Source organism: bacterium (genome assembly GCA_036504735.1).
Classification (GTDB): domain Bacteria; phylum Electryoneota; class RPQS01; order RPQS01; family RPQS01; genus DASXUQ01.
This window is the reverse complement of record DASXUQ010000005.1, coordinates 475370-489334: the sequence shown is the minus strand read 5'-3', so window position 1 is coordinate 489334 and position 13965 is coordinate 475370. Positions and strand designations below refer to the sequence as shown.

The 13965-nt window shown below is 58.8% G+C and carries 7 protein-coding genes; 4 read left to right on the top strand and 3 right to left on the bottom strand.

Going from position 1 to position 13965, the window contains the following annotated elements:
- Window positions 1–4 precede the first annotated feature (4 nt).
- The 3 genes from VGL38_03880 to VGL38_03870 form a co-directional block, all read right to left on the bottom strand.
- Window positions 5–1798, bottom strand: a complete 1794-nt coding sequence (locus VGL38_03880) for an aminopeptidase P family protein (protein HEY3294551.1) — start codon at window positions 1796–1798, stop codon at window positions 5–7.
- Window positions 1799–1906: 108 nt separating this feature from the next.
- On the bottom strand, window positions 1907–4027 hold the full coding sequence (locus VGL38_03875; GenBank protein ID HEY3294550.1) for an MFS transporter: 2121 nt from the start codon (window positions 4025–4027) through the stop codon (window positions 1907–1909).
- 73 nt (window positions 4028–4100) lie between these two features.
- Window positions 4101–4874, bottom strand: coding sequence for an AMP nucleosidase (locus tag VGL38_03870; GenBank protein HEY3294549.1), 774 nt, complete (start codon window positions 4872–4874; stop codon window positions 4101–4103).
- 447 nt (window positions 4875–5321) lie between these two features.
- Between VGL38_03870 and VGL38_03865 the strand changes: the two genes are divergently transcribed.
- The 4 genes from VGL38_03865 to VGL38_03850 all read left to right on the top strand — a co-directional run bounded on the left by VGL38_03865 (window position 5322) and on the right by VGL38_03850 (window position 13843).
- Window positions 5322–8306: a CapA family protein gene (locus VGL38_03865; GenBank protein HEY3294548.1), complete on the top strand. Its 2985-nt coding sequence runs from the start codon at window positions 5322–5324 to the stop codon at window positions 8304–8306.
- Between the two features lie 204 nt (window positions 8307–8510).
- Entirely contained in the window at window positions 8511–9047 is a 537-nt protein-coding gene (locus VGL38_03860) for a gamma carbonic anhydrase family protein (protein HEY3294547.1), read from the top strand.
- 64 nt (window positions 9048–9111) lie between these two features.
- The gene (locus tag VGL38_03855; protein HEY3294546.1) at window positions 9112–9351 is read left to right on the top strand and encodes a cold shock domain-containing protein; all 240 of its coding nucleotides are present in this window, start codon (window positions 9112–9114) and stop codon (window positions 9349–9351) included.
- Between the two features lie 124 nt (window positions 9352–9475).
- The gene (locus VGL38_03850) at window positions 9476–13843 is read left to right on the top strand and encodes a C25 family cysteine peptidase (GenBank protein HEY3294545.1); all 4368 of its coding nucleotides are present in this window, start codon (window positions 9476–9478) and stop codon (window positions 13841–13843) included.
- The last annotated feature ends 122 nt before the right edge of the window (window positions 13844–13965 follow it).

The following is a 13965-nucleotide window of genomic DNA, read 5'->3' as shown; positions in this document are numbered from 1 at the left end:
TAATTTACCGAATTGGCCGCGTGGCTTTCGAAAGCCATGCGGCTTCTTTTTTGTCCAGCAGTGGCGTCAGCACCTTCTTGACCTGCGCGTGGTAAGCGTTGAGGTACCGCAATTCCTCGGGGGAGAGCAGCTTGGGATTGATCAGCCGCGTGTCAATCGGACACAGCGTCAGATTTTCGAAGGTCAAAAAGACCTTGCCATCCCGCGAGTTCTCCTTGTCCTGCACTACGTAGATCAGATTCTCCGTGCGGATACCATACTCGCCCGCCGCATAATAGCCGGGCTCATTCGAGATCACCATGCCCGGTTGCAGGGCAATTCCTGTGTCTCGCGCGTAGGATATCGACTGCGGACCTTCATGCACGCTCAGGTACGAGCCGACGCCATGCCCGGTGCCGTGATTGTAGTCATAGCCGGCATCCCACAGAGCCTTGCGGGCCAGCGTGTCAATTTGCCGGCCTGCGGTTCCGTGCGGGAAACGCGCCATCACCACCTGAATGTGGCCCTTCAGCACCCGCGTGAACTGATCCTTTTGCAGCACCGAAGGCGGGCTGAGGGAAATCGTCCGCGTGATGTCCGTCGTGCCGTCCAGATATTGTCCGCCCGAATCCACCAGCAGAATACCCTTGCGCCGGATCGGTACGTCGGTTTCCGGAGTCGCCGAGTAGTGGATAATCGCGCCGTGTCCGGCGTAGCCGATGATCGAATCGAAGCTCACACCGCGGAACAGCTTGCTTTTCGCGCGGAATCCTTCCAGCTTCTCCGCGACCGAAATCTCCGTCAGCTTTTCCCGTCCCGCCGTCTGGTCCAGCCAGTAAAGGAACTTCACCATCGCCGCGCCGTCCCGCACGTGGGCTTTGCGCGCGCCACGGATCTCCACGGCATTCTTCAGCGACTTCATCATCACAATCGGCGAATCCTTCAGCATCAGGCTCGCACGCGGCTTGATCAGATCCGCAATCCACTGGTTGGTGGTGTTCGGATCCAGCCACACCGGGCCGCCGCTCTTCGAGAGCTTGATGAGGGCCGCGCGGAAATCGTCATAGGGCTTCACGGTCACCGACTGCCCGAAGGCGCGCAGTACCTCGGGTGTCAGCTTTGCCGGATCGGTGAAAAGCAGGGCTTCCTTGTCCGTCACAATCGCGTAAGCGATCACCACCGGATTATGCAGCACGTCGGAGCCACGGATATTGAACAGCCACGCGATGCAATCCAGCGCCGCAATGACGTGACCCGTCGCGCCCGCCGCGTGCATGGCTTTACGCACCTTCTTCAGCTTGTCCTGAAAGCGCTCGCCCGAATATGCCACCGGGTGGGTTTCGATAATCCCATCGGGAGCCGCGGGCTGATCGGCCCACAGGTCATCAATGAGATTAGACTCGATGCTGACCAGTTCAATCCCGGCGGCATCGAGGTCTGCTTTCATCTTCTGAAACTGCGCCACGGAAAACAGACGTGGGTCCACACCAACGCGGTTACCCTTCTTCAGTTGCTTTCCCAGCCAGGCCGCAATCGTCGGCGTTCCCGGCATACCCAGTTTCATCAGCGAAATTCCGCTGCCTGAAAGCTGAGCCTCAGCCTGCAGGAAGTAACGGCCATCGGTCCACAGCGCGGCCTTGAGCGGCGTAATCGCCACATCGCCCGCCGAACCGGTGAAGCCGCTGATCCATTCCCGGCGATGCCAGAATGTCGGCACGTATTCGCTCTGGTGAGCGTCTGTGCTGGGCACGACATACGCCTGAATCCGGTATGCGGCCAACAGTTTGCGCAGCGCCGAAAGTCTGCTCTTGATGTTCATGACATGTCCTTGTATGTGTCTCCTCGCGAAGGCTCGCGAGGCATGAATCACTCGCAACCACATCTATTGGAGGGGTGGGTCTAAGACCCGCCCGCGCCTTTAAAACGGTTATTCCATCTTTCCCTTGCCGATGACCAGGCGGTCATACAGCACCAGAATGAACGCCGTCAGCAAACCGAGTCCGCCGAAGATCATCCACATGATGTCGGGCCGGCCCATGTCGCGCGCCAGCGATCCATAGAGCTGCCCCGAAAGCAGACCGCCGAAAATGTTGCCCAGCGCCACGGTCCAGAAGTAGAAGCCCATATACATGGCCACTTTCTGCTTCGGGGCAATGCGGCCCACATATTCCTGGCTCTTGGGGGATGCGGCCATTTCGCCGAAGGCAAAGACCGTAATCGCCAGAGTGACCAGCCAGCCCGTGTAGGTCCACGCCGCCATGCCGATACCCACCGCTGCAATGATGATACCGATCACCATCGCCGTCAGCGGCGCGATGAAGCCGATCAGCCATGACACCAGCACCTGGAAAATCACAATCGCGCCGGCGTCCACATTGATAATATACTCCGGATTTACCTGCCGGTACTCCTCTGCGAAGGCGTGAAGCTTTGCCGAAGTCTCGTTCGGATCGGCATAGGCCACGCCCGCCAGCAGATAGGTCATCTGCCGTTCGTTCAGCGGCTTCACCTTGTCAAAGGAATCGATTTTCGCCGCTACGGCCAGCGAAATCACCTTCTCGGCAGGGTTCGTCCTCGAAGGTTCCGCTCCGGCGGGTTGGTTCAGCACCATGCCCGTCTGCTGGAAAAGCTGATCCCGCAGCAGTGTGTCCTTGGCGGTGCCCGCACTGCTGTTGTGCAATACCTGCAGGACCGCGCTGCCCGCCGCCGGGTCGAGCTTCAACGTGTGGATCTGCAAGGCGCCGATTCCCGCCGCAAACGTATCCGGCGGAATTCTCAGGTTGAATCCCCACAGTTCCCTCAGCACCGGCTTCGCGCCCACGGTGTCCACCTTCAGAGTCTTCGGCGGAATCGTCACCGCGCGCTCATTGCCCGGAATGGTATCGAACGCCGCAAGGTATGCGCCGTCCTGAATGGCCTTGATCCGCTCGTCGATCCGGCTGGCCTGCGTGTTGATCATCGGACCAACCTCCGCTTGCACCAGATCCTCGTTCACTACCGCCACATTCCGCGCAAAATCATCGCCGAACCAGCTCCGCGCCGTCTTCACCATATCGCTGGTGTCCACGAAGTCGCGGATGAACTCGGGATGGGTCAGGAAAATCTGGTTGAAGGACGTCCAGAAACCGGAGAGAATCAGCAGGTACAGTGCGAACTTCCAGTTACCAAGTTTCATCGGAGCCTTCAGACCCGAGGAGACCGTGCCGCGCTTTTCGCGTGCGCGCAGCGGAATATCCACCAGGAAATTCAGCAGCACCCAGCCGCCGGCTACCACACCCAGCACGCCCCAGCTTAACACCCGGCCGCTGAGCATGAGCATGATCAGTAAGCCGAAGACCATGATAAAGAACCGCCCGTTGCCCAGCACTTCCACAATGCCGGTCAATACCTGCGCAATGGAGCGCTTCTTCCCGCTCTCCGCTTCGCTGGTCGGTTCTTTGTAGAACACGAACAGCCAGATGAAGTTACAGGCAATCCAGAATGCCGACGCGATGAACACAAAATCCCAGCCGTACCGCACCCGCACAAATCCGGCGACAATCGGGCCAATAAAGCCGCCGATGTTCACCATCATGTAAAAGATGCCGAAACCCATCGAAGAATTCGTCTCGTCCGTGGTACGAGCCACCGTTCCCGTGATCACCGGCTTGAAAATCGCCGCGCCCACAGCCACGAACAGGAAGGCCATGAAAAACGTTCCGAAGTGCGTGAACTTGCCCAGCATGTAGTACGCGGGCACCATCACCGAATAGGCGACGACGAACGTCTTCTTGTAACCGAAGCGATCCGCCAGCGCGCCGAACAACACCGGCAGCAGATAGAGGATGAACGGCACAATGCCCTGCAGAATGCCGCGCTGCTCCGAGGTAAACCCGAGCGCGCCTTCAGCCCGCGAACCCGTAATGTAAAGGGACGATACGGCAAAGAACCCGTACCATGCCAGCCGTTCGAAAATCTCCATCGTGTTCGCGACCCAGAAACTCTGGGGGAACTTGGAGCGCTTCGGATGAGCAGTCGAAGGGGATTGGACTGCGGTGGGTGTACTCATGAACAAATTTCCTATGCGTGAAAAAAGCGGAAGGGCTTATCGTGGAGATGCGTGGGGATGTATCGCGAGGACGTCAGAATTTCAGATGCTTGACACTTTCGCCGCTGACTTTGAGTTCGCGCAGCGCCTCAACGCCAATCTGCAAATGCAGGTCGGCAAACTTCGCCGTAACCTGTTGATCGGAGGCGCTCGTCTTGACGCCTTCCGGCACCATCGGCGTATCCGTCACCAGCAGCAGCGCGCCTTTCGGAATATGATTCGCAAAACCCACCAGAAAGATCGTCGAGCACTCCATGTCGATACCAATGGCGCGCACGTCACTCAGATACTGGTGGAACTTCTCATCATGTTCCCATACCCGGCGGTTGGTCGAGTAGACGGTGCCGGTGTAATATTCCCGGCCATGACGGTTGATGACCTGCGCCACGGTCTTCTGCAGGTTGAACGATGGCAGAGCGGGAACTTCAGGGGGGAAATAAAGCGATGACGCTGAGCCTTCGCGCAGGGCGCCGATCGGCAGTATGAAATCCCCCGCGTTGACCTTCTTCTTCAGCCCACCGCACTTGCCCAGAAACAGGCAGGCTTTGGGCTTGATGGCTGACAGCAGATCCATGATCGTGGCCGCATTCGGCGAACCAATGCCGAAATTGATGATCGTGATCCCGTCCTTGCTGCTCGCCGTCTGCATCGGGCCGCCGACGCCACGGATCTGGCAATCGTTTTCCCGCGCGAACTTCTCGACATAATCCTCGAAGTTCACCAGCAGAATGTACTCGGAAAACTCTTCGAGCGGCGTTCCCGTGTAGCGGGGAAGCCAGTTGCGGACGATTTCGTCTTTGGTGATCATAACTGCCGGGAAGGGAATCTGGTCGCACGCAAACCGGATTCGTCTATCGATTATCAAACGCGTGCCTGATCACAGCTATTCCACTAAATCTAAGTCTTTCCAACTGAAAAGGCAAGCGCAAAACCCCCACGCACGCCTTGTAAGGACTTTATGCACATGTGTTCATGCTCCATGCGAAGCGAGCCACCTGTCTCGCACGTGCCACGGAGCACACTCGAGGTAAAGGTCCGAATGAGAACCCATTTTTGCGCTATGCCGCAGTGTCTCATGCCTCCAAACACGCCACCTGAATGAACATTGAACCGGTCAGTCACATTAAGTGTTGATATTACAGAAAGTAAACACTCTCTTCGGGCGGTGCGACAAATCGTCAAATGCTTGACATATCGCTTTCAATACTCTTTCTTACAGATGCATAGAACTCATTCACCGACCTGCGAGACAACCGTGGCTCGAATCAAGATACTCCTTGTTTTTGCCCTGTCGCTTGCCGCCTGCCTGGTCAGCTATTCCAGCATGCCCCTCAAGCCGCAACAGAAGACTCGTCCGCCGCTCCGCCTCGACGAGTGTGATACGCTCTTCCGGGTGACACTTTATCCGCAAGGCAACACGCTCCGGCTCCGATGGGAACCGCTGTCCGGTGTCACCGACTGGATGATCTTCCGCGCCACCAATGCCAACCTGTCGGATTTGCAGCAGGTCGCCACGGTGCATGACAGCTCCACATGGCTCGAATCGGCGGATTTTCTGGCCACCCATCCTCGGGCCTATTACCGAATTGCCGCCCACTGGGACCAGGGGACTTCCACCAACTATCAGGTCATCGAGAATTTTGACGGCATGTTCCTCCTGCAAACCTATTCGGCCGCGCAGGACAGCGATCCGGATGCCTGGCGGCCCTTACAGGATGGCGCCTACAACACCTCCGGACGCTGCATCGAACTCTACGGCAACACATGGAAGCGCGAGCAGATTACCGACACCGCTCGCCTGCACGCCGGCTCCATCTGGCGCGTTGCGGCAAAGTCCATGCGTGTGGGCACCATGCAGGCTTTCGGCATGGCAGACAGCGCCAACGAGATGTGGTATCCCCTCTGGGGCACCCGCATGCAGCAATCCGAAGCGTGGAACAACACCTATCAGGGCTGGTATCCCGACAGCCAGTGGGTGCTGCTCGACCTTCCCGTCGGTGATGACTGGATGGGCCGTTTTGGCTACTATCCGCTTGTCCGCCAGTTACTGTTTGCTAATGACAATGACGATTCCGGGGCCGCTGGAGTTCTGCGCATCGACGAAATCCGCGATGTCACCGGGTCCATCAGTTTGCCGCCTGTGGCCCGCTTCCACTGGCAGATCACCAACCGACCGTCCGTGGATACCATGGAGGTCACCTTCTGCTCGATGGGCTGCGACCCGGAAGGCCCGCTTTATCGCGAGTTCTGGAGCTTCGGCGACGGCACATCCGCCTATACGACCAATCCCGTTCACCGCTACCGCTCGCACGGTTCCTATGTCGTAACGCTGAGTGTGATCGACACGTCCGACCGTGCCGATTACATTACTCAGCAGGTGTCCGACACGTCCTATACCGCCTCGCGCCATATCAGCACGCTCTGGGGCGGCGACGTCATGATCGCGCGGCGCTATGAAGACAACGGCGGCGTCATTGATACCTATGGGCCGGATTCCATCTTCGGACGCATTCAACCGCTGCTGCAGTCGGTGGATCTGGCTATGGCCAACCTCGAATGTCCGTTCACCAACAGCAATCGCCATCACCCCACCAAATCTATTTACTTCAAGGGACGCCCCCAGTACACCGAAGCGTTGAAGTTTGCCGGCTTTGAATTCCTGGCCCTCGCCAACAACCACAGTATGGATTACATGGAGCAGGGGATGATCGACACCAAGCATCTTCTGGACTCCCTGCAAATCCTCTCCACCGGAACCGGCGGCAATGATGAAGTGGCCCGGCAGCCCGTCTTCTTCTCGCAGAATGGCCTGTGTGTCGCCATTCTATCCTATTGCAACCGCGATGGCTCGGCGGACAATGAGCAGCCCTTCATGGGAGCAGGACCCGCCAAGCCCGGTTTTGCCATGTGGGACCGGGTGAGCATCGAGCAGACCATTCCTGCGGCGCGGCAGGTTGCGGATGTGGTGATCGTTCAGGTGCATTCGGGCATCGAATATGCCACCGAGCCGCCGACCCTCCAGCAACGCATGCAGCAGGATGTTGACGATGAGGATCAGCCGCCCCTGATCACAAGTTTGCTGCCCGACACCGGTGACGTGGCTCTGCGCAAGTACGCCATCGACATGGGCGCCGATCTGGTCATCAACCATCACCCCCACGTTATTCAGGGGTGCCAGGTGTATGACGGCCATGTGATCGCTCACAGCATGGGCAATTTCGCCTTTGACCAGCAATTGCCTGAGACCTTCGTCTCCATGGCGATTCAGGCGCAACTGGCGGACAACCACAGCGTCAGCAGTTTCGTCGTGCATCCCGTCTTCATTGACCGCTACATCCCCAGCGTCGCCACGGGCTACCTCGGCGGTGCGATTCTCGATTACATTGCGGAATTGTCCCGTCCGATGCGCACGTGGACCATCCGCCAGCCCCTCGCGGATTCGTCGTTCATTGTCATGGACACTACGGCATGGAGCCGCAGTGGCGTAAATTACACCGATACTCTTGCCCTGACCAACCGTGACAGCTTTGCCTATTCCGCGCCGTTTTACCTGCGGGATGACGGTTATCCGGTGAGCGTTACTCTTCAGGGAACTGCAGGCGGCCAGTACCGCGTGGGCCGCGAGTTGCTGATGTGGGGCAACATTGAAGCGGAAGGCGCGACGCCGTGGAATCTGAACAGCGCCTACGAAAAGTATGACACCGTCACCTTCCATGCCGGACGCCGCAGCATCGGGCTGAACCGCTCCGGCGGCGGCTCCAACAGCGTATCCACCAATCTGGTGTATCGCCAGGTATTCCCTTACGGCGCCAATTGCACCATGTCCGGTTGGGTTCGCGGGCAGAATGGCAATGACATTGCGTTGCAGTTCGAGTTCTGGGATGCGCGCTCCGGCGGTCATCTTATTGATTCCGTTCTTGTCGCCGGCCCGCAGGATGGGACCTTTGGCTGGACGCAATACTGGCGGGATCTGGTGGATCCGCAGTATGGCTACTGCTACGACATTAAGCTCCGTCTGCTCTCCCCGGCCACCGGGACCGGTTACGCCAACTTCGATGACCTTAAGCTGGTGCAGTGGGAAAACTGGCACAGCGGAACCACGCCGATGCCTTTCCCCAGCAATATCCGCTACATTCAGGTCCGTGCCCCTCTCGGAACGGCCTCGGCGGTAATTACCTACCGGAAGGAATGGGCGGTTGCCAATCTGCTTCCTCCCGCAGGGTCTACTCACAGCGAGTAATTCTACCGGGGTGCAGATGGTCTTTGTGCGTCGCGACGTGACGGACAAAGCCTCAGATATCTGATCTTTGATGAGTTGTCGGGTAAAGTGCTGATACTCTGCAACCCCTTTCCCCTTTATGGCAATCTGCCATTCTGTTCAGCATACATTAATGTCACAGTTTTCGCAAGAGGCGCAACTTTGGGGCAGTCAGATCGTATAACTATGGTGAAAGAGCCCATTATTCTACCCTTTGAAGGGCAGTTTCCGACGATTCATCCGACCGCTTGGATCGCACCGGGCGCAGTGGTCATTGGCGATACCGTTATCGGACCCGAATCTTCTGTCTGGTTCGCGGCCGTGATCCGCGGGGATGTCAATCGCATTCGCATTGGCAGCAAGGTGAATCTTCAGGATGGGGTGATCTGTCATGTGAACGTGGCCGATGCCGCGCTCACGATTGAGGACAAGGTGTCTGTCGGTCATGGAGCCATGCTGCACGGCTGTACGCTGCAGATGGGCTGTCTGGTAGGAATCGGTGCCCGGGTGCTTGACCACGTCGTCGTCGGCAGCCAGAGCCTGATTGCCGCCGGTTCTGTGGTCCGGGAAGGCACTCATGTCCCATCGGGAGAACTTTGGGCAGGCATACCGGCGGTGAAGAAACGTGATCTAAAGCCGGAGGAAAAGCTGGAATTGCTAAACACGGCGGAACACTATGTGCTGTACCGCCTGCATTATATGAATGCGGAGATTCCAGTCTGATCCTGCACGTGCCGCTCGGGCACCAATACGTTGTTTATTCTAACAATTCACTTGTGAGTGGGGAATGCAAGCAGTCAGAAACGCCAGTCAGTCCACCGATCAGGGGACTGTAAAATGGTTTTCGACCAAGAAGGGCTTCGGATTTATTGAGACGAATGGGGGAGAGGAGATCTTTGTCCACTTCTCGTCCATTACCGGAAAAGGTTATCGGGTTCTTGAGCCCGGCGACCGCGTAAGTTTCGAAAAAGTACCGGGCCCCAAGGGGCATCAAGCCTTCCATGTTGTGGTCTTGAAACCGCAATAGAGACGTTCGAAACCAGTTGACACGGGTCATCGGCGATAGCTGATGACCCTTTTATTTTGTATATTATGGGGCAGACATTTTGCAAGTCTTGACGGTCTGAACGCACCAGAAGACCAACGTAGACATGTATCAACATCGGCTGCTTCTCGTACTTATCCACATCATTTTGTTGATAACTCTCGCGGCCGCCCAGACCGGGCCGGTCGCCGAGTTGCTTGACCCGTCCGGCCCTGCCGTCGCGACGGTTTCTGTCGTTTCCGAAAACCGCGGCGAAACCGTGCTCGAATTTCGCCTGAGCGCGGTGTACGCTGGCCGTGACAGTGCCGTCGGTCAGGCGTGGACCACGCTCGCCGTTCCCGGTATGGTGAATGCTGCGCAGAGTGGCTGGCCGGAAGTTCCGCAACTGTCCGCCTTCGTGCAGATCAGTTCTGCGTCCGCCGACGTCGCCATTGTGGAGGACGATACGCTGCATCGTGCGTACGGAGCCATCCGCCCCGCCGCCGATCCTCTCGATCGTGACCAGAGTTTGGAACTGCGCCGTGATCCCGCACCGCAGTTCTATACCGGACATCAGACGTATCCTGTTCACTCGGTAACGGTCACATTGCGCGGCGGCATTGGCCGCGCCCAGGTGGCACTCGTTACCTTTTCGCCGTTCCAGACCAACGCCGGCACTGGAGAGTGCATCATTCACACCCGGATGCGCGTTCGCGTTACTCATGCGGGGCGTGCGGCGCTCGATTCCGACGGGCGGTTGCCCGCTTCCACCCGGGATCTGCTCGTGCGGTTGCTGATGACACGCGGGCAGGAGTCCAGTGAAGCGGGTAATCCGGAACAGATGCTGCTGATTACCGAGCCGCAGTTCCTTCCCGCGCTTCAGCCGTTCATCGCCTGGAAGGCGCAGACCGGCGTGCTTGTTCACACGGCCATCTACTCGCACGTGGCGTCCAACGGTCCGGCGCTGCGCACCTACATTCGCGGCGTGTGTGATACGTTGCGTCCTACTCCCGGCTATCTGTTGATTGTCGGCGACGTGAATGTCATCCCGGCGTTCTACGGCTTGAACAACAGCCTGACCGATCATCCCTACAGCCTGCTGTCCGATGACGATTATCTGCCGGATATTTCCATTGGGCGCATTCCCTGCCAGACGGTAGATGACTGCGAAGTCTGGGTCAACCGATTGCTTTCCTATGAACGTGACGCCGTGCCCGAACGCAACTTCAAAGGCCTGGTCGTGTCCAGCAACTCCGGCGTGGATCCGCAACATGGCATCTACGTCGGCAACCTGCTCCGCTCCAGCGGCATGGATACCGTCGACCAGTTGCAGGAGCCCCAGACGACTACGCTCTCCAATTTCCTCACATCGATGAATGCGGGGCGGCAATGGATCTTCTACATCGGTCATGGCTTCGCCCAGGGCTGGAGTTCGATCCACCCGAATTTTGTGAATGGCAATCAGGAACAGGTCACGTCGGAGGCTGCGCCCATTGTTATTTCGGTAGCCTGTGCCACGGCAGACCTGGATTATCCCGGTGAATCGTTCGCCGAGCACTGGCTCCCCGAGCCGGGGGGCCGTGGACCTGTCGCCTATTTCGGCGCCACGGAGCGCACGCCGTTTTACTACTCGGATACTCTCGGCCTTGGCATGCTGCGCGCCGTCTTCCTGCAGGGATGTGACCGTCTCGGCACCGCTGCCGACCTTGGCCGTCTGGCGACGGCGCAATCCTTCCCGCAGCCTTCGGGCGGTGTCACGGAAGAGACCATTCAGCAATTCGTGCTGCTTGGTGATCCGTCCATGCACGTGTTCTCCGCCATTCCTGAATCGCTGACGGTCAATGCGCCGTCCACGCTTCCGCTGCATTCGACCGGATTGCCCGTGTCCGTGCAGCGTGGCAGTCAGCTCGTTGCGGGAGCCGCTATTTGCCTGATGGATGACTCGGCGCGGCTCTATCAAGTCTACCACACGGATTCGCTGGGACAGGTGTCGATTCCGCTGCAACTGACCGTTCCCGGCACGCTGCATCTGACCGTAACCGGACACAATGCCATCCCGGCCATGCGTGCCATCTCGATTGTGTCTGACACTACCGCGCATCTGACGCTGAATGCCGTGCGGGTGATGGATGCGACCGGGGACAATGATCATCAGGCGGACCGCTCCGAAAGCTGCGCTCTGCAATTTTCGTTTTTCAATTCCGGCAGGGCCGCCTCGCCGGAAGGTCTCGTTCGAGTCTCCTGTGAAGACATCCGCCTGATCTTATCGTCCCAGGCCTTAACGCTGCCTTCCATTGCTTCGGGGCAAACGGTCCATGCTCCGGAATCGCTCCGCGTCGCGGTGTCGGATTCCGTCAACGATCAGGACGTCGCGCTGTTGCGTGTGGTAACGCTGCCCGGCAACGGCGACAGCAGTGTTACCATCTATCCGCTGGTGCTTCATGCTCCGCGCTTGGTTTTTGGAAGCGCATCTCTGCAGGAAGATTCCGGCGACGGCGACGGCAATCCCAATGCCGGCGAACGCCTGGCCCTGCATTTGAAATTCCCCAATTCCGGCAGCGACCGCGCCTGGTCTCCCGCGTGCTCGATTCGCACGGCAGACCCAGCGGTGCACATTCTGGACGTGCAGTTGGATTCGCCATCCATCGCTGCCGGCGACACGCTGGTTGCGACCGCCTTCCTGCGGGCTGACAGCACCGTACCGCGCGGCTTCGAGTTCACCTACGGCTATGAACTGTCAGCGGCCCATGCCGCACCGGTTACCGGAATCGGCAGCGCGCGGATTGGGCAGATTCCGGTGTTCCTCTACGAACTCGATCCTATGCCGCAGCCGATTGACGCCGTGCAGGACGCTTTGAGCGCGCTCGGTGTGGAGCATGAGCGCGCACAGGATCTGCCACCGGATCTGTCCCGCTACATGTCCATCTGGATCTTCTGCGGCGTTTTCCCCAATGTCGTATCGCTGCCGCAAGCCGAAGCCGCGCGCATCGCACAGTATCTCGATAGCGGCGGCAACTGCTACTGGGAAGGCGGCGACGTGTGGGTCTTCGATGAAGAGACTCCGCTGCATCCGTACTTTCACATCCGCGGCATGCAGGACGGCTCATCCGATGCCGGACCGGTACAGGGTGAAACCGGAACCGCCTTTGCGCCTTATGAATTCCGATACGCGGGTGAGAACAGCTTTATTGACCGGCTCGCCCCCCTCGATAACGCCGTCACGATTCTGCGCAATGTGCGCCCCGGCGCGGTCTATCCCTTGTGCATCGCCTATGCGGGTGCGACCTATCGCACGGTAGGCAGCTCCATCGAACTCGGCGCGCTGGCCGATACCACGCTGCCGTCCACCCGCGTGCATCTTTTTCGGGACATCCTGAACTGGTTCGGCATCCCTGCCCGCATGGACACGTCGGCACCCACGGTTCGTTCTTTCGCGTCAGCATCGGTCTACACGGTGCATGCTCCGGTGTCGATCAGTGCGGATGTGCAGGATCTTAGCGGTGTACAGAGCGCATCCCTGCGCTATCGTATCGGCGACGGCATGATTCTCACCATACCCATGCACGCCGTAGCGGGCCGCTACCGGACAACGCTTGAGGAGATTCCCGCCGGGACAACGGTCTATTACAGCGTCCGCGCCACAAACGCGAGTCCCGCGCACTACACCGTGACCACTCCCGAAATCCCGCTGGACATCCCGCCGGATTCCGGCGGCATTTTCGCCGATGATCTTTCCGGAACGTGCGCTGCGGAGCTGTCCTCGCGGATCACGGCGGGCCAGGGCTGTTCGTGGTCGCTCACGCAGTATCCGCAGGGTATTCCGGTGCTCGAACTTCACTCCCGCGACGGCGAGTCCATTGCCTATACGACACAGGTGTTCGACGCATCCCGCCTGCAAAATCCGGCCATGTCTTTCTGGCAGTATTTGCGTGAAACTTCCGAGCAGCAGCGGCTGCTTGCCCGCGTCAGCGGCAGCACAGACGGCGGTCAAACCTTCCCGCATTCGGTCTGGGCCTTCACCCAGCAGGGGGGAGGCGCGCTGGAAGAGGGTGTGCAGCCGTCGGCTGCTCTGAGTTGGATGCAGGGCCGGCAGAACGTCGCGTTGCGTTTCGAGTTCTTTGGTAATGGCTACTGGCGTCTGCGTGACATCGCCGTCCGATCCACCGCACCCTCTGAGGCTGTGCCGGTCAAGGACCTGGTGATCGCCGTCGTACCCACAGGCATTCAACTCGCATGGAGCCCGGTGCCCGGCGCCGGCCGCTATGTGGTTCGCGGCTCGGTGTCCACCCATTTTGCCGACGGCTATAAGGACTTGATCATCACCCGTGATACGACGTATGCCGAGTGGGATGACACGTTGCCCACGCGCTACTATGAGGTCCAGGCCATTCTCACGGAAAGCAGTACCACGATTTCCGCCTCGCGCAGCGCTGCTGAACTGCTTCCCGCCGACCTGAAATGGAATCGAAAGCTCCAGACGCAGGCACGCCGTTGAAGGCAGGGAGAATCATAGCGAAATTCGGCAGCGGGCCGCTGATGCGGCCCGCTGCTTCTCCTCGGTCCGGGCTTGACTTTGGCACCAGACATTCGTATTCTATAAAGTTAAATTTTGCACAA